Here is an 18,718-nt window from a genome sequence, read left to right on the forward strand (position 1 = left end):
TACTGCAAATACATTTCATGGCTAAAGCCTGTTCCTACAATAACGTGAATTTCAGGCATAAAAAAACCGACTTTCGTCGGCTTATTTCTATTAGCTTAAGTAGTAATAGAAAGTGGTGGGCGCAGGAGGATTCGAACCTCCGACCGCTCGGTTCGTAGCCGAGTACTCTATCCAGCTGAGCTATGCACCCACATTCTATTGTAATTTTATAGTCTGATTTGACTGTCCCAGCAACTAATGAATTTCAAAAGTTGTTATTCTTTAAATAGAAAGTGGTGGGCGCAGGAGGATTCGAACCTCCGACCGCTCGGTTCGTAGCCGAGTACTCTATCCAGCTGAGCTATGCACCCACATTCTATTTCTATTTTAATGTCTTATCTGACATATTAATTAGCTTGCAATAACTAAGTATCAAAAGTGGTGGGCGCAGGAGGATTCGAACCTCCGACCGCTCGGTTCGTAGCCGAGTACTCTATCCAGCTGAGCTATGCACCCACTTTTGATATTTCCTATTTATACTCTAAGAAGAGTTTGTAAAGAGTGGTGGGCGCAGGAGGATTCGAACCTCCGACCGCTCGGTTCGTAGCCGAGTACTCTATCCAGCTGAGCTATGCACCCAATCTTTACTGTACAAGAAACCATTTATAAAATGAATGGCGGAGAAGGAGGGATTCGAACCCTCGATAGAGCTACAAACCCTATACTCCCTTAGCAGGGGAGCGCCTTCGGCCACTCGGCCACCTCTCCGTCTTGTGGGGCGTATAATAAAGATTTCAGAAAATATGTCAAACACTTTTCTTGTTTAAAGTGACTGTATGGTTAGAGAATACCCATAACAGCTAAAAAACCATCATTTGTGTTTGAAGATTGAGCAATCTATAGTTTATTTGGGTCTTTTGAAACCCCTAATAAATGCACTAATTCATCATTTAATTGTTCGAGATATTGATCTTGATAACCTAGCTGCTGAAATTCAGCAATACAGGCACGATAATAAATCTGCCTTTGCTCTTCAGTACTAAATTGTTCCTGTGCATCTACTGATTTTTTATCTTTCATTATAGTAAGTCCATTTACCTATGCGGTATTTTAGTGTTAATAATATTAAAACACACACTTTCCGCCTTATTTACTGTATTTAGTTTAGTTAAACTTTAAAACATTGTCTGCTCTATTTTAGGTGTTTTTAAGAATATTTTTTAATCATTAAAAATCAAGTAATTAAACTTAAACACCTATTAAGCACTGACGCTAAAAATACGTTATAGCTTATTTAATGGATCAAATATATCGCACACAAAAACGCCGCTTTAAAGCGGCGTTTTAAATACTATTTACTAAAAAATAGAATTAGTCAGCTTGTGGACGCATATGCGGGAACAAGATCACATCTTTGATTGTTGATGAGTCAGTAAACAACATCACTAAGCGATCAATACCAATACCCTCACCTGCTGTTGGTGGTAAACCGTATTCAAGCGCACGGATGTAATCTTCATCGTAATGCATTGCTTCATCATCACCCGCGTCTTTTTCTTCAACTTGGCGAGTAAAACGCTCAGCTTGGTCTTGTGCATCGTTAAGCTCAGAGAAGCCATTAGCAAGCTCACGACCACCAACAAAAAACTCAAAGCGATCAGTAACAAATGCGTTCTCATCATTACGACGTGCAAGTGGTGATACTTCCCAAGGGTAACCTGTGATAAAAGTAGGCTGAATAAGCATGTGCTCAGCTGTTTCTTCAAATATCTCACATAAGAACTTACCTGGACCCCATACGCAATTTTCAGGGATCTTAACGTGTACTTGTTTAGCGTATGCTTTTAATTCGTCAAAATGATTTTCTGGGTCATTAAATACGGCCGCATCAAACTCAGGGTTGTACTTAAGAATTGCATCACTCATGCTTAAACGTGTAAACGGTTGGCCAAAGTCATATTCAACTGAATCAATAACGTCGCCGTTTTCGTCTTTGGTTGTATTAATAACAATTGCGCTACCCAGTACATTTTCAGCAACCGTGCGTAACATGTCTTCGGTGATGTTCATCAGGTCGATGTAATCGGCGTAAGCTTGGTAGAATTCAATCATCGTGAATTCTGGGTTATGGCGCGTTGATAACCCTTCATTACGGAAGTTACGGTTAATTTCAAATACGCGATCAAAACCGCCAACCACTAAACGCTTTAAGTAAAGCTCTGGCGCAATACGTAAGTACATGTCGATATCAAGCGCGTTGTGGTGCGTTACAAATGGACGTGCCGATGCGCCACCAGGAATAACCTGTAGCATTGGTGTTTCCACTTCCATAAAGTCACGATCGGCTAAGAAACGACGAATACCTTCAACGACTTGTGAACGAATACGGAATGTTTCACGCGTTGCTTCATTAGTGATCAAATCGACATAGCGTTGACGATATTTAGTTTCTTGGTCAGATAAACCATGGAACTTTTCAGGTAATGGACGAAGTGACTTAGTAAGTAGTTGATACTCTGTCATTTCTACATATAAATCGCCTTTACCTGATTTATTAAGCGCACCTTTAACACCAATAATATCGCCCGTGTCTAGTTGGCCATATTTTTCTTTAAGATCTTTTTGCACGTCTTTTGACGCATACGCCTGTACACGGCCTTTCATGTCTTGAATCACGAAGAATGGTCCGCGTTTGGCTAAAATACGCCCTGCGATAGACACAACATGCTGCGATTCAACTAATTCTTCTTTACTCTTATCACCAAACTGGGCTTGCAAATCTGCCGTGTAATGCTCACGACGGAATTGGTTTGGATGACCATTGGCTGGGCAATTTGCGCGAATAGCGTCTAATTTGCCACGACGCTCAGCGATTAACTTATTTTCGTCTTGGATTTGATCAGTCATTTTTTAGCTCTTTTTTAGCTTGGTGGTTATAGGCCAGATTTTAAGCTGGCTTCAATAAATTTATCTAAGTTACCGTCAAGTACCGATTGGGTATTACGGTTTTCAACACCGGTTCGTAAATCTTTAATACGGGCATCATCAAGTACATATGAACGAATTTGGCTTCCCCAGCCGATGTCAGATTTTGCATCTTCTTGGGTTTGCTTTTCAGCATTTTGCTGTTGCAGTTCAAGCTCAAATAATTTTGCTTTTAACTGCTTCATCGCTTGCGCTTTATTTTTATGTTGCGAACGCTCGTTCTGGCATTGCACGACGGTATTAGTCGGTACATGCGTAATACGTACTGCAGATTCGGTGGTATTTACGTGCTGACCACCCGCGCCTGATGCACGGTATACGTCGATACGTAAATCAGACGGGTTAATATCAATTTCAATATTATCGTCAATTTCAGGGTAAACAAACGCAGAAGCAAATGACGTGTGACGACGACCACTTGAATCAAATGGACTTTTACGAACTAAGCGATGTACGCCCGTCTCTGTGCGTAACCAGCCATAAGCATACTCGCCTACAAAGCGTACGGTTGCACCTTTAATACCAGCAACATCACCACCGGTTGCTTCTACAAGTTCAACCTTAAAGCCTTTAGCTTCACCCCAACGTAAGTACATACGCAGCAGCATATTACACCAATCTTGCGCTTCAGTACCGCCAGAACCTGACTGTAAATCGAGGTATGCATCATTCGCATCATGCGGCCCTGAGAACATGCGACGGAACTCTAAGCCTTCAAGCTGCTCGTTTAGATCCGCTAACTCACTTTGCGCTTCAGCGAATGTTTCTTCGTCTTCGGCTTCTATTGCAAGCTCTAAGAGACCTTCAACATCATCGGCACCAGCCACTAAGTTGTCGATTGTTTCAACAACGGCTTCAAGTGCAGACTTTTCACGACCAAGCGCTTGCGCGCGCTCTGGTTCATTCCATACGGCTGAATCTTCAAGTTCGGCGTTAACTTCTTCTAAACGTTCTTGTTTAAGAGCGTAGTCAAAGGTACCCCCGAAGCAGTTCAGTACGTTCGCGAATTTCCTTGATTTGATTAATCACAGGATTCACTTCAAACATGTACGTTACTCCAAAATAGCTGGTTTACACGGCAAATCACCACGTAATATTAGGCAAATTATTATTTAAATGACGCTTTAAATAATAAAGCGCCCGATTTTAACAAAAAATCGTGCGCTTTATTAGTATTTTATGCATCGAAAATAGATATTTTTTATGATACTTTTTGTAGCTCTCGTACGATTAACTGCAATGAAAATTTGCCTCTAAACTCGTTGATATCTAGCTGATAGGCAAGTTTTACAAAACGTGCTTCGGTATCTGGCCATGCTTTTACATCAACACCAAAGGCTATCGCATCAACTAAGCGCCCTGAGTGATGCTTTAAAACCAATTTTAAATGCTTTTCACCCACAATACGCTGTTGTACAAGTTCAAATGTATGCTCAAACACCGGCTCTGGAAATTGCTGCCCCCACGGCCCCGCTTGTTTAATTTGCTGGGCGAATTCCATATTAAAACAATCGCTGGGTAACTCACCATCCGTTAAAATAATACATTTTTTATGCTCATCGCTTAATTTAGCACTCACCGCCTGCTCAAAAGCGTGTTTAAATTCGCTAAAATGCTGTTCGTTGATACTTAATCCTGCAGCCATCGCATGGCCACCAAACTTGCTAATTAAATGCGGGTGCAAGGTATTCAAGCGCTCGAGTAAATCACGCATATGCAGCCCTTCTATCGAACGGCATGATCCCTTGATTTCACCGTTATCGCCACCAGCAAAAATAACTGTTGGGCGATGGTATTTTTCTTTTAAGCGCCCTGCTAGTATACCTATAACTCCTTGGTGCCAGTCCTCTTGGTATAAACAAATGGCATCAGGTGTTTGCTCATCGCTAAAGGCGAGCCTGTCTAACACGGCCTGCGCCTCAACTTGCATGCCCTGCTCTATCTCTCGGCGCTCGTGATTTAAGCTATCAAGCTCACCTGCAATCTGACGCGCTTGATTAATATCTGTAGCAAGTAAACACGCTATGCCTAAACTCATATCATCTAAACGCCCAGCCGCATTTAACCGTGGCGCTAGTGAAAAACCAAAATCACTGGCACTCAAGCGCGCTGCATTTCGGTTTGCCACTTCAATCAACGCGCTAATGCCAGGGCGTGTTTTACCACTGCGGATCCGTGCTAATCCCTGGTGCACCAAGGTGCGGTTATTAGCATCCAGTGCCACTACATCTGCTACAGTGCCCAATGCAACTATATCTAGTAAGTCAGCTAAATTAGGTGGTGATTGCTGCTCAAAGTAACCTGCGTCACGCAATGCGCTTCTTAGTGCTATTAATAAGTAAAATGCGACCCCAACGCCTGCAATTGATTTTGATGGAAAATCACAGTCATGGCGGTTTGGATTTACGATTGCGTCAGCATTTGGCAGTTGCTCGCCTTGCAAGTGATGATCTGTAACCAGTACCTTAATACCCGCACCTTTAACAATATCAATACCCGCAATACAGGATATGCCATTATCAACGGTGATCACTAAATCGGGGGCCATTGTGACTATTTGCTCTGCTAATGCAGGACTTAATCCATATCCTAGGCTAAACCTATCTGGTATTAAATAATCTAAGTGAGCAAAACCAAACATTGCCAGCCCTTGCATTAATGTGGCTGTACTGGTCGCACCATCGGCATCAAAATCCCCCACAATAAGCACTTTACTTTGTGCTTGTAGGGCTCTTTGTAGCAAATCGGTCGCTTTATCTATGTCTTTAAATAACTTGAAGTCGTGTAAGGTAGCGGCACTGTTATTAAGCTCATCTGCATGAACGACTTGGCGAGTGGCATAAATTTGCTTAATAACCGGATGTATATGGCTCGGTAAATGAGCATCATCAACGTATTCGCGTGCTTGTATCAATTTTTTCATGCAGGATATTTAACTTTTTTGGCTAAAAACTTCTGACAAAAAAAGGCCCTTTAGGCCTTCTTTCTATGAGTTAACACTTAAGAAGATTTATTTGCTTCTAGTGCCGCTGCTAATGCTGCTGCTGGCTGATAACCTGGTATTAATGTACCATCTTCTAAAATAATAGCTGGCGTACCACTGATACCAAAGCTTTGACCAAGTTGATAATGTTCAGCAACAGGTGCTGCACAGTTTTTAGTTACCTTAGTGTCTGCGCCTGCTTTAGCTTCTGTCATGGCTTCTTGCTGATCTTTAGAGCACCATACATTCATTAAATCTGCGTAACCTGACCCTTGTAAGCCGCCTCGTGGGAAGGCTAAATACTTAACAGTAATACCTGCTTCGAGTAAATCATCAAGCTCACGATGTAGTTTACGGCAATAACCACAGCTAATATCTGTGAATACAGTAATGCTGTGTTTTTCATTTTTAGCTTTATATACAATCATTGAATCTTCATATTCAACTAACCCACCTTTACGAACGCCGTTAAGTGCTTGCTCAGTTAAGTTATTACGATTGTTCAAATCAATCAGCGTGCCTTGCATTAAAAATTGGCCGTCTGGGCTTGCATATAACACGCCTTTATCGGTAATTAGCTCTTTTAAACCCGCAACAGGGCTTGGGTTAATGTGTTTAACAGTAACACCCAATGCAGCAAATTTAGTTACTATAGGGTCATTAGCATCAGGAACGGCTAAAACGCCATTAGCAAACGCACTTAAACTGGTGCCTAGCATTGCACCGGCTAATATTAACTTTTTCATAATGTTCTCTTATATCCTGATAATTAGTATCTACTCAGACCGCTCAACCTGGAAAAAATTCTCATTAAGCGCGAGGATGATGTTGCTGATGTACCGATTTTAGTCGTTCATTCGCTACATGAGTATAAATTTGTGTAGTCGATAAGTCGCTATGCCCTAGCATCATCTGTACCACTCTTAGATCAGCACCATGATTCAATAAGTGTGTTGCAAACGCATGACGAAGTGTATGAGGCGATAAAGGCGATTCAACTGCAGCCAAAATAGCATAGTGTTTAATACGATGCCAAAAAGTTTGTCGGGTCATACCAACTCCTCGCTTTGACGGGAACACAAAGTCAGTCGCGTGTTTAATCATTTGCGCGCGGCCAACCTTTAAAAATTGCTCTAACCAGTACATCGCTTCTTCACCAAGTGGCACTAAACGTTCTTTATTTCCCTTACCTTTAACTAACACCACCGCTTGGCGTAAATTAATTTGTTCTATACGTAAGCCAACTAATTCACTAACTCGTAAACCTGTTGCATATAACAACTCCAACATGGCTTTATCACGCAAGCCCATTGGCTCTTCTGTATTTGGAGCTGCAAGCAATGCCTCAACCTCACTCTCTGATAACGTTTTAGGTAGCGATAACCCAGCCTTAGGCTGAGCAATATTTACCATTGGCGAATCAGAAATGTGCTTTTCACGCACAAAATACTGATAAAACCGTTTTAATGCGCTAATGCTACGTGCCGTACTGCGTGGTTTTAAACCTAAATCAACACGGTGTGCTAAATAGCTTTCAATATCTTGCCCTGTTACGGTTAACAGATCTTGTCCTTCCAAAAACAGGCAAAACTTATCTAAATCACTGCGATATGCAGATAAAGTGTTATCGCTTACGTGCTGTTCTAGATAAAGATTATCTAAAAAAGATTCTAGATAATCGCTATTGTTAAGCAGTTCGTCGTGATCTGTAAGGGCTGAATCTAATGACTCATGATCAGGTAACGTTGTCACAGTTATTCTCATAGTTATCAAGGTATCAATTAATAATACCTTACGGTAAACTTCAGCCTATCATATCAGGCAAATACACAGTGATAAATACGATGCAAATTGGTTTATTTTATGGTTCTACCACGTGCTATACAGAAATAGCAGCAGAAAAAATTCGCGATATTATCGGCCAAGACATTGTAAGCCTACATAATATCAAAGATGAACCACTAAAAAATGCGCAGCAGTACGACTTTATCATCCTTGGTATCTCAACATGGGATTTTGGTGAGTTACAAGAAGATTGGGAATCAATTTGGGATGATATTAAAGATGTTGATCTCAATGGCAAAACCATCGCTTTATTTGGCATGGGTGACCAACAAGGTTACGGTCAGTGGTTTCAAGATGCGCTAGGCATGCTGCACGATGAAATAAGCAGCCAACAATTTACATTATTAGGTTTATGGCCAAACGACAGTAGCTATGAATTTGAAGCGTCTAAAGCGCTTACTGCTGACGGTAAGCATTTTGTTGGCTTAGCCCTTGATGAAGACAGCCAGTATGAACACAGCGATGAACGTATTGCCAATTGGGTAGAGCAAATAATGACTGAATACAGCGAAACCTTGTAACCCCCCTTAATTAGATGCTGCGACGGATCACAACTCATACACCTGAGTAAAAAGCGGCATCTAGTTGATACAGTTTTTAACAAAACATTACACTTTAAAAAGGACATAATCGTCACTTTAATCATAAAATAGCATGCATACCCTACATAAAAGGATTTAATCATGCTAACTCGATCTCTATGTATACTTACTTTATCTAGTTTTATTGTTGCCTGTAATTCTGAAGACATTGAAACCGCCAATTTTGGCTCTTCGTATTATAAAAATGACTACACACTCATCAATACCACAAATCAAGAAATTGATTTTCATATGGCAAATACTGAACTTGATGGCGATGAACGTGACGTGAAACGCAATAAGTATTATGTCGATACGCTAGCCAGTGGTGCTGACCCAATAAAAACAAGACATGAGCATAATGGTAAATACAAAATATCCTTCTATGTGCAAGATCACAGTCAAAATACGCGTAATTACAAAAAACTCTACAAAGTAAATAATGATCAAGATTACCACTTTATAGCTTGGCAAGACGAAGAGCTTGTACGTCTGAGTTTGGTTAAAAATCAACAAGACAATAAAGATAACTTTTTTGCGGTTAGGTTTTTAGCCACAGAAACCGTAACGCTTACAGTAAACGAAAAGCCTTTAACCCTTACCCAAGGTGATGTTAGCCACTGGCGACATGTTGATGACTGTAATGCAGACATTAAAGTTGATGATAAAATACTGTCAATTTGTCACGCATCTTACAGTAATTCATACACACTCGTAGTAGACAAAAGCGGCATCAAAGCCACAATAACCGAATAAATAAACAACCACCGCTCGTTAACCTTATTAACGCGCGGTGGTGCTAAATATCATGGGTTACTTTAAACTCCATATTACCAACTTTCGCAACCCTTACATTTTCAAATAAAAATCCTTACACAGCGCAACATAGTCATCACTGTATTTTCCATCTTCATCATGAATCGTTAATATGCTTGGTTCACACATTCGAGGCTGGTAGCCAAAACTCATTAAACTTCGCGTAGCTGATTTATTTTTAGTTGTGCGCACTAAACAGTGGCGTTGTAAATAAAGCCCTTGAGCAGTGGCTTGCCCAATAAATTGCTGCGCCTCATTACAAGGTAAAATAACATTAAATATAGAATCTTGATGGCTTAGGCGATCAAAAGCGACAAGCAACTCTGCAAAGCTTAAACTATCTGTATGCCTTGCGGTATTACGTGCATGATCCCCTCCTTTTAAACAGTCATTAAAATACGGTGGATTACAAACAACAACATCAAATAACACCTCTGACGTAAAAGATTGAATGTCTGAATTATAAATAACAATATCAGGCCACGGGCTTTGGCTAATGTTCTGTGATGCTTGGGCATAAGCAGTGGCGTCTATTTCCACTGCATTTACTAACAAATGAGGCGCACGCTGTTTACACATCAACGCTAACAAGCCAGTACCAGCGCCTATATCCAGTAAGCTATCACCACTCGTTAAATCGGCCCAAGCGCCCAGTAAAATGCCATCGGTTGAGACCTTCATTGCGCATTGCTCATGGCTGACCGAAAATTGTTTAAACACAAAGCCTGACATTTTTTCACCTTTTCATTCACCAAGCGCTCGATAGCGCGTATAATTAACGCCAATTGTCCTCTATTTTTGACACTCTATGCAATTTTCTGATTTTGATATTGATAACAAGCTACTGCAAGCCGTTGCTAAAATGGGTTATGAAACCCCAACAAGCATTCAACAACAAGCTATTCCTGAAGCGCTACAAGGGCGTGACATTTTAGCGTCAGCGCCAACAGGCACAGGTAAGACTGCGGCATTTTTAATTCCGGCAATTCAGTATTTACTTGATTTTCCACGTCGTGAGCCTGGCTTTGCTCGCGTACTCGTTATGACTCCTACACGCGAACTTGCTTATCAAATTCATGAACAATGTGAACTACTTGCTAAAGGTACAAACCTTAAAATAGGTGTTGTTACTGGCGGTATAAACTATGGTACGCATAAAGAAATTTTTGAAAAAAACAACGACATTTTGATCGCCACTCCTGGGCGCTTAATGGAGTATTTAGAAACTGAAAACTTCCATGCCGAAAACGTAGAATTACTTATTCTTGATGAAGCCGATCGCATGCTCGATATGGGCTTTCGTAAAGAAATGATGCGTATTTGTGAAGAAGCAAAAAATCGCCGTCAGTGCTTTTTATTCTCAGCCACCTTAGAAGGTGACAGTGTTGAGCGCTTTGCAGAGCAAATATTAAATGATCCAGCACTTCTTGAAGCTGAATCATCACGTAAAGAAAAAGCTAAAATCCATCAATGGGTACATTTAGCCGATGATTATCATCATAAATTAGAGCTATTGGTTAATACACTAAAAAATCCAGATCTAACCAAAGCAATTGTGTTTGTTAAAACCCGCGAGCGACTTGAAACACTAATTGGTGAATTAACCACTAATGAAGTTAAAGCCGCGTGGTTACGTGGTGAAATGCCACAAGACAAACGCATGAAAGCAATGGAAAACTTTCATAGTGGTCGTACAAGAATACTCGTTGCAACCGATGTTGCCGCTCGTGGTATTGATGTTGCTGACATTAGCCATGTAATAAACTTTGACATGCCTCGTACTGCCGACGTTTACGTTCACCGTATTGGTCGTACAGGACGCGCAGGTAAAAAAGGTATCGCTATTTCATTAGTGGAAGCCCACGACATCTTAGTCCTTGCTAAAGTTGAGCGCTATATTGAACAAAAGCTAAAACGCAGAGTGATCAAAGGTATTGAGCCACAGCATAAAGAAGCAAAGATGCCGATTAAAAAGCTAAAAGATCCAGCAAAAATTAAAGCCCGTAAAAAGGCAAAATCAAAAGTGAAGAAAAAGAAGTAAGAGCAATTGCATTAAGGTATAACATACCTTCATTAAAAAAGCCGAGTCTCGTAAGAGCCTCGGCTTTTTTAATTTAAAACACTCCCCAACAAGGGGAGTGTTTTATACCAATCTAGGTAGATATAAGGTCTATTTAATTCGTTAAATTGTTCAAATATTTATGCAGATTGGTATTAATTAATCATTTATTGACATTTACCTAGGTCTTTCCATACAGCCCATGATGATGAGTTATCTGCAGGGTTAGCACCACGCGTCCACCATTTTGCGCTATAACGATTACCGCTATGGGCAACTTCTTTTCCAGCGGTGTAAACTGCTGTTGAGCTCCACGTTGCAAGACCACTACAACCTGCGGGTGGTGTTCCACCGTCTGTTACTGTCACAGTCTTAACCAAAGTATGGTTTAAGCCTTGTGCATCACTTACGGTTAATTTGACTTCATATGAACCTGGCGCTTGGTAAGTATGGCTCGGTGTTTTTGTATTGGCTGCATTACCGTCGCCAAACGTCCAGTTATAAGCCGTAACCGCAACATCATCTGTTGATGCGTTAGTAAAGCTGACCGCTAAACCTGATACGCTAAAATCAAAGTTTGCTTTAGGCGCTTGATTTACAGTACCGCCACCATCGCCAGTTTTACAATTACCTTGGCGAGACCACACATTTGAATAAACAGCTGGGCTTGCACCTGTTGACCACCACGTCGCTTTGTATTTAACTTGGTTAAACTCTACTAAGTCACCAACACGGTAAGATTTGCTCGCATTCCATGATGCAATACCTTCACATTCACCACCAACAGCGGTTGAAATTTTCACTGTTTGACTGCGCTGATTTACTTGCCCTGCGGTATCAGTAACTTCTAAAGTAACTGAATAGCTGCCATCAGCTGCGTATGTATGAGTCGGGTTTTCAGCCGTTGATGAATTACCATCACCAAAACTCCAGCTATAACTGCTAATGCCTTTGTCATCTGTTGACGCATTACTGAATGTTACTTGCTTAGCATTTACCGATGCGCTAAAACGCGCCACAGGTGCATTATCGACACCACTACCGCCGCCACATTCTGATTGTGCTAAATAATCATAAGCATCTTTGGCCTTAACAATACCAAAGCCATATGACGTATCACGCCCTGCTGCGCCTTTATCTTGTGCTGTAACATTTAACGCATCGCGAATTTGTTGGTTTGAACACTGTGGGAAATGGCTCCATACTAATGCAGCAACACCCGATACATGCGGTGTAGCCATTGATGTACCACTGATACTTTTATAACCCCCGTTATTCCATGTCGAATTAGTGCCTACGCCCGGCGCAGCAATTTCAACTTGTGAGTTATATTGTGAGAATGATGCTTTTCTACCACTGCGGTCAACCGCTGCAACAGACACAACAGAATCATATGATGCAGGATAGCTTAATGAGCTATTCGCATCATTACCCGCTGCAGCAATATGTAACATGCCCTGTGCATAGCTATTTGCAAATGCTTGACGTTCAGCATTAGATGATTGCGGACCACCTAAACTCATACTTGTTACACTTGCACCTGCAGATTGACATTGACCTATTGCCGCCACTAAATCAGAACCATACGCCCAGCGGCCCTGATCGTTAAACACTTTAACAATGTGTAAGCCTAATTGACCTGATGAATTAACCCCAATAACACCTTCGCCATTTCCGCCAAGCGCCGCTATCGTACCTGCAACATGTGTACCGTGGCCATTACCATCGTTGTACCAATTGCCTGTATTATTAGCACCGTAGCCATCGCTACCCGTGATCCCTGTACTTGGTAAATCAGGGTGGTTAAGTGTATAACCAGTATCCATAATACATACTTTTTGATTACCAGTAAGATTATCTGATAGCTGTTGAGCTTGTACCATAGTGATACCATAAGGCGTGCTCTCAGCCATTAAGTAACGCTTTGGATCCACTTCAATACTTGCTACTTCTGAACTTTGTAATAAGCGCGCTTTTTGATCAGCCGTTAAAACCACCGCCATTGCATTGATATCGGGTAGAGTTTGAATTACTTCAACGTTAGCCTGTAATGCAACATCGCTCATCAAGCCTCTTTTAATATTATCAGCCTGTGCTTGGCTACGGGCAAAAGCAGTGTGTACTGCAGTCGTTTGCTCAGTTAAATGAACGATAAAACGCTCTGACTCAACTTCTTGTGCAATAGCTGATCCTGCTGTTGATAATAAAATCGCCGTAGCGACTGCCGTTATCTTAAATGTTGGGGTTTTTGACGCTCTCATTTTAATTCCTTGGATTTAAATTCTATGCCCAGTGAATTTACAATTAATTCACAACCCTTTAATAGAAACACAGGCCTGACAGCGCTGTCAAGCGGGTTGATACAAAATTATAACAAATTTAACTAGAGTAAATAATCAGTTGGTATTAAAGGAGTATTTATAAAATATAAGAAAATCCTTAGATTTCAAAGATGCTTAATCTATTTATCAGTCAAAATAACGCAACAAATAAAATGTAAAATAATTGTTATTTTTTAAAGGTATTTCTTAGTCCAAATAAATATATATAAAGAATAACACGATCAGCATCACCGTATTTTTTACCGAATAAAATGTAAAAATCTCCTATTCACATAATTACGAATAAAAAATATGATTATATTCAGCAAGTTAAGTGTGGAATGGTTATTGTAATACAGTGTGTAATTCATAAAAATTACTAACCAAGCTAAATGTGAGGGAAATCATGAACCGCTTTAAACAAACTGTGTTACTTATATCGCTTTGCTGTATTTTTTTATTAGCCTGTGCAACACAAGTCAGCGCAGCCACCAGCACGATAATGGTCAGCAGTGCATCAACTCAGCCAACACTTCAGCAGTTCGCTGTTAATAAGCTTCGCACTAACCCGAACTTAAAAATTTCGCAGCTACAAGTACATGTTAAGGGCAACAAAATAGCACTTTATGGTATAGCCGAAACAGGGTTTGAAAGAGCATTGGCACAAAAGTTTTTAGAGAACACGCAAGGCATCGCCATCATAGAAAATAAAATGCAGGTGAGAGTAAGGGATTAGAGGGACAGAGCTAAAGATACTCGGTGAAAGATTTCACCGTAGTTAGTGAATACTGAGACACTTTAAAATTCTTAGCCTTTTTAAAATTTTCAGAATCGAGTCACACGTCCACAAGCTCCAACAGCGCTACCATTTAATTTTTTATACTTCCAATTAATCTCTAGATTCAGGGTCTTGCAAAGGCCAAAAAATATTAATATTGTATTGAACAATGAATATTTAGTAAGCACAAGGTTCAGGTTTTTTGAACACTACCTACCTATAACAGGAAATGAATCCCCTACTGAACTCTCATTCTAATAAGAGACGTATAATAGGTGTCGTGAAGCTTCTGTTACCTGATTGCATATTTTTTAGGTTACTCTTTACCACCAAATAAACCTTTGAGGTGTAACAGCTTTATCAGCGGACATTTCATATGAAACATCCCTACCGTATGGACTTCTATCAATACCAAAAAGTGTAAGTTATTACCAATTGTAAATATTATCCTTAGATGGCTAAGTTTACATTGGCAAAGACGCAAGCACATTCATTTATAGTGGGCATTTTTGCGTTTTTGGCATGCGTTAAGTATTTGCTGTTTTTGTTCTGGTCTGGCGCTGTGCCACGCTAGAATCTCATCTAAGGTTCTAAAGCAGCCTATACATGTATCATTAGCATCCAAACAGCAGTGACGAATACATGGATTATTGGGTTGCTGGCTATTGAGCTTCTTGGTGTTCATTTATTTAAACCTCACTTAACTAACTAAAAGCTAGTTACTGATTGAATAAAAGTCTACTGAAAGCTTGAGGAATGAATTAAAAAATAAAGTATGGAAATGCTCGCTGATATTAGACTTTACCTACTATAAGTTATGTAAATATGGGTAGCTATTGCGTAAATAATACATAGTTAAGCGCGAGTACAACTCGCGCTTATAAGTCATTAAATAACATTAACAGTGCTTAAACTAATTAGCTTCGCGCTGCTCCATGCTATTTTTTTCCGTTCTTTTTTCACTAATCATCGCATCGAGTTTTTCGCCGCCTTTAATACCAAAATCAAGCGTACGTATTGGGAATGGAATGCTAATATCAGCGTCACTGAGCGCTTGTTTAACAGCAACAATTGCTTTGTGGCGTACCGTCATAAAATCAGCTTCGCCAGGGTATTTTATCCAAAACCAAACCAGTAAATTTACACTGCTATCGCCAAAACCCTCGGCGTATACCGCCGTCTCTTCTTGTTTAATTACAAAATCAAACTCATTGATTTTTTTAACAATAACTTCAGCTGCCAGCTCAGGATCATCACCATATGAAATACCCACTGGCACTTCAATACGACGAACACCTAACGTACTGTAATTACGTAATACGTTACGAAAAAGGATTTTGTTAGGCACTAAATTAAGCTGACCATAGAAATTTTCGATTAATGTGTTGCGTAGATTAATTGATTTAACCGTACCAAAAACATCATCAGTTTTAATAACATCACCAGTTTTAAAGGGTTTGCGGACCCCCATAGCGATACCGGCAATGAGGTTTTCGGTCATATCTTGAAAAGCAAAACCAATGGCGAGGCCAACAATACCCGCCCCCGCAAGCAAAGAGGTAACTGTGCCTTTAAGGCCTATAAAATCAAGTGCAACAAATAAACCTACACACAACACAACCATTTTAAAAATAGATGCCATTAAATCCGCAATTTGTTTTGAGTCAAGTGTACGGCGTAATAGTTTGCGCACCATTGAACCTAAAAAGCGTGCGAGAATAGAAAAGATTATTGCAATGAGTACCGCAACTATAAAGTTAGGAATGTGGCTGATGACAATATCAAACCAGCCTCCGAGTTTTTCCTCTATAAGTTTTTCGGCATCGCTGATAGACGGTATTTTTAACATTGTTTAACCTTAAGTATTCTAAAATATACTCAGGTATTGCAAAATAAGCGCCAAAACGTAAAAGCCATGCGATGCATGGCTTTTTGTATTGAGAGTGGTGTTTAAAAATTAATTTTGTTCGTCACGCATAAATACCGGCTCAAGTGCTTTTTGAGTTGCTTCTTCGCTGTAGTAATAACCATCAACTGTAAACTGTTTAAGATCGCTTAGCTGTGTGATTTTATTTTCAATGATGTAGCGTGCCATTAAGCCACGAGCTTTTTTAGCATAAAAGCTGATAATTTTATATTGACCGTTTTTACAGTCTTTAAAATGCGGGGTAATAATTTGCGCATTTAAGTTTTTTTTATCAACGGCTTTAAAATACTCGTTGGATGCTAAGTTTACTAAATACTGACTATCTTGCTCAGCAAGAACGGTATTTAATTTATCAGCAATAACACTGCCCCAAAACTCATATAAGTTTTTGCCGCGACTATTATCAAGCTTAGTGCCCATTTCAAGACGATACGCTTGCATTAAGTCCAATGGTTTTAATAGCCCATAAAGGCCTGACAAAATACGTAAATGGCTTTGTGCGTAATCAAGTTGATCTGCGGTTAAGGTGTTTGCATCTAAACCGCCGTAAACATCACCATTAAAGGCCATTACTGCTTGTTTGGCGTTGTCGGTAGTAAATGGTTGAGACCACTCGCTAAAGCGCGCAGCGTTTAGGCCTGATAACTTATCGCTAATTTTCATTAAACTACCAATTTGTGCTGGCGTTAACTCACGACACACCGTCATTAACTCTTCGCTGTGCTCAAGTAACTCAGGTTGCGTGAATTTATCAGTGCTTGCTTTACTCTCGAAATCTAAATTTTTTGCAGGTGAAATAACAGTGATCATAGTTAGCTATTGACTTGGAAATTATTTAATGTCAATTTCAACATTAAATGAAACGAAAAGCACGTTTTGTTTATATCAATTAGTGAGAATTGATTGGTATGATACCTACCTTATTGGCATAGCCTATTGCGCTTTGCATCTTCGTTCTTCACTGATACGGACATAAGACCTATCAAGCACTGTCACAGTGCTGCAGTATAAGGTAGTTACAGTAGATTTTTCTTTTAACTTGCTTGGAATGAGGAAAGCAAATGACTTCAGCTCTACAAAGGCTCAAACAACATTCATCTATCGTGGCAGACACAGGCGATATTGAAGCGATCAAAAAACATCAACCGGAAGATGCAACGACTAATCCGTCTTTACTTCTTAAAGCCAGCGAGATTGAAGCGTACAAGCCGTATTTAGATAAAGCATTTAGCTATGCAAAAGAAACCGAGCAAGATGCAGACAAGCAATTAGAATTAGCGTGTGATTACTTTGCAGTATTGCTTGGTAAAGAGATCAGTGAAATTGTACCTGGTTATATCTCTACTGAAGTTGATGCGCGTTTATCATTTGATACTCAAGCAACGATTGCTAAAGCACATACCTTACTTAGTCTGTATGAAAAAGAAGGCGTGAGCAAAGATAAAATCTTAATCAAAGTTGCATCAACGTGGGAAGGTATTAAAGCTGCTGAGCAATTAGAAAAAGAAGGTACTAAGTGTAACCTAACCTTATTGTTTAGTGATGCGCAAGCGCGTGCATGTGCCGACGCTAACGTATTTTTAATATCACCATTTGTTGGCCGTATTTTAGATTGGCACGTAGCCAATGGAATGGAAAAACCAACAGATCCACTACAAGATCCTGGTGTGCAATCTGTACGCAGCATTTTTGAATTTTACAAACGCCATGATTATAAAACCGTGGTTATGGGCGCAAGTTTCCGTAACACAGGCGAAATCATCGCGTTAACGGGTTGTGACAAGCTTACAATCAGCCCTAATCTTTTAGAAGAGTTAGGTAACCTTGAGGGCGCACAAGAATATTTACTGGAAAGTGATATTGCTAAAGAGCCAAAGCCAGCACCATTAACTGAATCGCAGTTCCGTTGGTTACATAATCAAGACGCCATGGCGACTGAAAAACTAGCTGAAGGTATTCGCTCATTTGCTGATGCTCAAGAGCAACTAGAGGCACGCTTTAAAGCGATGTAATCTCTTTTTAAGTGTTATTTTTAGTTAAATATTAAACGTCGCTATAGCGGCGTTTTTTTATACCTAAAATAATCAACATTCATTAACTCGTCACTTTTTCGTAACATAAACGTCACTTTTTTATTCTATTTTAGTTTGGCCTGTGGTATAGGTATTTTCGAGGTTCAAAAAAATTCAATAGGAGAAGTTAATGGATAGCCTAGACGATATTTTAGAAATATTAGAAGGTCCTGATACAACCAGAAAGACCTCTCAGAAAAATAAAAAGCGAAAATGGCGCGAAATCGAAGCGTTAAAAGATAAGCAACGATTACGTAAAGAACTACAGGAACTAGATTTTTTTGCAGACAATATTGCGATTGATGAATTAGATTTTTAATTCAGCAACGCAGTAGCAACTAACCAGCTAAAAGGCCCTTACTGATAAAGTAA

The 18,718-nt window shown here is 39.9% G+C and carries 17 protein-coding genes and 5 tRNA genes; 6 read left to right on the forward strand and 16 right to left on the reverse strand.

All coding sequences use genetic code 11. The features are described 5' to 3' along the window. Positions 1-113 precede the first annotated feature (113 nt). The 11 genes from HJP15_RS21145 to xerD form a co-directional block, all read right to left on the reverse strand. A tRNA-Arg gene (locus tag HJP15_RS21145) sits at positions 114-190 on the reverse strand. An 83-nt stretch (positions 191-273) separates the two neighbouring features. Then, positions 274-350: transfer RNA gene (locus tag HJP15_RS21150), tRNA-Arg, on the reverse strand. A 68-nt stretch (positions 351-418) separates the two neighbouring features. After that, positions 419-495 (reverse strand) — tRNA-Arg (locus tag HJP15_RS21155). Positions 496-541: 46 nt separating this feature from the next. Then, positions 542-618: transfer RNA gene (locus HJP15_RS21160), tRNA-Arg, on the reverse strand. A gap of 36 nt (positions 619-654) precedes the next feature. Continuing rightward, positions 655-747, reverse strand: a tRNA-Ser gene (locus HJP15_RS21165). Positions 748-876: 129 nt separating this feature from the next. Next, entirely contained in the window at positions 877-1,059 is a 183-nt protein-coding gene (locus tag HJP15_RS21170; RefSeq protein WP_054205346.1) for a hypothetical protein, read from the reverse strand. Positions 1,060-1,350: 291 nt separating this feature from the next. Then, the gene (gene lysS / locus HJP15_RS21175; RefSeq protein ID WP_054205345.1) at positions 1,351-2,886 is read right to left on the reverse strand and encodes a lysine--tRNA ligase; all 1,536 of its coding nucleotides are present in this window, start codon (positions 2,884-2,886) and stop codon (positions 1,351-1,353) included. A gap of 26 nt (positions 2,887-2,912) precedes the next feature. After that, positions 2,913-4,011 (reverse strand): peptide chain release factor 2 gene (prfB, locus tag HJP15_RS21180; RefSeq protein ID WP_099459009.1). Its coding sequence is split into 2 segments (ribosomal slippage): positions 2,913-3,935 and positions 3,937-4,011, totalling 1,098 coding nucleotides; the frame shifts between segments, so codons are not numbered across the junction. A 154-nt stretch (positions 4,012-4,165) separates the two neighbouring features. Then, on the reverse strand, positions 4,166-5,887 hold the full coding sequence (gene recJ / locus HJP15_RS21185; protein WP_054205343.1) for a single-stranded-DNA-specific exonuclease RecJ: 1,722 nt from the start codon (positions 5,885-5,887) through the stop codon (positions 4,166-4,168). A 77-nt stretch (positions 5,888-5,964) separates the two neighbouring features. After that, on the reverse strand, positions 5,965-6,693 hold the full coding sequence (gene dsbC / locus HJP15_RS21190) for a bifunctional protein-disulfide isomerase/oxidoreductase DsbC (RefSeq protein ID WP_054453131.1): 729 nt from the start codon (positions 6,691-6,693) through the stop codon (positions 5,965-5,967). A gap of 64 nt (positions 6,694-6,757) precedes the next feature. After that, a complete protein-coding gene (xerD, locus tag HJP15_RS21195; RefSeq protein WP_099459010.1) occupies positions 6,758-7,642 on the reverse strand; it encodes a site-specific tyrosine recombinase XerD in 885 nt (294 codons plus the stop codon). Between the two features lie 149 nt (positions 7,643-7,791). On the opposite strand from xerD, the gene fldB reads away from it, so the two are divergent. Next, entirely contained in the window at positions 7,792-8,313 is a 522-nt protein-coding gene (fldB, locus tag HJP15_RS21200) for a flavodoxin FldB (RefSeq protein WP_054205340.1), read from the forward strand. Positions 8,314-8,475: 162 nt separating this feature from the next. Beyond that, complete coding sequence (locus HJP15_RS21205; RefSeq protein WP_170174579.1) at positions 8,476-9,129, forward strand: hypothetical protein; 654 nt, start codon at positions 8,476-8,478, stop codon at positions 9,127-9,129. A gap of 93 nt (positions 9,130-9,222) precedes the next feature. Here the strand turns inward: HJP15_RS21205 and HJP15_RS21210 are convergent, their stop codons facing one another. Beyond that, complete coding sequence (locus HJP15_RS21210; protein WP_170174580.1) at positions 9,223-9,921, reverse strand: tRNA1(Val) (adenine(37)-N6)-methyltransferase; 699 nt, start codon at positions 9,919-9,921, stop codon at positions 9,223-9,225. Positions 9,922-9,997: 76 nt separating this feature from the next. Between HJP15_RS21210 and srmB the strand changes: the two genes are divergently transcribed. Then, positions 9,998-11,230, forward strand: coding sequence for an ATP-dependent RNA helicase SrmB (gene srmB / locus HJP15_RS21215; protein WP_054205337.1), 1,233 nt, complete (start codon positions 9,998-10,000; stop codon positions 11,228-11,230). 185 nt (positions 11,231-11,415) lie between these two features. On the opposite strand, the gene HJP15_RS21220 is transcribed toward srmB, so the two are convergent. Then, the gene (locus HJP15_RS21220) at positions 11,416-13,509 is read right to left on the reverse strand and encodes a S8 family serine peptidase (RefSeq protein WP_170174581.1); all 2,094 of its coding nucleotides are present in this window, start codon (positions 13,507-13,509) and stop codon (positions 11,416-11,418) included. 466 nt (positions 13,510-13,975) lie between these two features. Here HJP15_RS21220 and HJP15_RS21225 point away from each other — a divergent pair, with 466 nt between their 5' ends. Beyond that, on the forward strand, positions 13,976-14,305 hold the full coding sequence (locus tag HJP15_RS21225) for a hypothetical protein (RefSeq protein WP_054205335.1): 330 nt from the start codon (positions 13,976-13,978) through the stop codon (positions 14,303-14,305). A gap of 532 nt (positions 14,306-14,837) precedes the next feature. Here the strand turns inward: HJP15_RS21225 and HJP15_RS21230 are convergent. The 3 genes from HJP15_RS21230 to yaaA form a co-directional block, all read right to left on the reverse strand. After that, entirely contained in the window at positions 14,838-15,032 is a 195-nt protein-coding gene (locus tag HJP15_RS21230; RefSeq protein WP_082379038.1) for a DUF1289 domain-containing protein, read from the reverse strand. A gap of 228 nt (positions 15,033-15,260) precedes the next feature. After that, complete coding sequence (locus tag HJP15_RS21235) at positions 15,261-16,196, reverse strand: mechanosensitive ion channel family protein (RefSeq protein ID WP_170174582.1); 936 nt, start codon at positions 16,194-16,196, stop codon at positions 15,261-15,263. A gap of 108 nt (positions 16,197-16,304) precedes the next feature. Then, entirely contained in the window at positions 16,305-17,084 is a 780-nt protein-coding gene (gene yaaA / locus HJP15_RS21240; protein ID WP_170174583.1) for a peroxide stress protein YaaA, read from the reverse strand. A gap of 251 nt (positions 17,085-17,335) precedes the next feature. Between yaaA and tal the strand changes: the two genes are divergently transcribed. Both tal and HJP15_RS21250 read left to right on the forward strand, forming a co-directional pair. Further along, positions 17,336-18,286, forward strand: a complete 951-nt coding sequence (gene tal, locus HJP15_RS21245) for a transaldolase (RefSeq protein ID WP_054205332.1) — start codon at positions 17,336-17,338, stop codon at positions 18,284-18,286. Positions 18,287-18,476: 190 nt separating this feature from the next. Continuing rightward, a complete protein-coding gene (locus HJP15_RS21250; RefSeq protein WP_054205331.1) occupies positions 18,477-18,665 on the forward strand; it encodes a DUF3545 family protein in 189 nt (62 codons plus the stop codon). Positions 18,666-18,718 lie beyond the last annotated feature (53 nt).

The organism is Pseudoalteromonas sp. NEC-BIFX-2020_002 (assembly GCF_013002825.1).
Classification (GTDB): Bacteria; Pseudomonadota; Gammaproteobacteria; order Enterobacterales; family Alteromonadaceae; genus Pseudoalteromonas; species Pseudoalteromonas neustonica.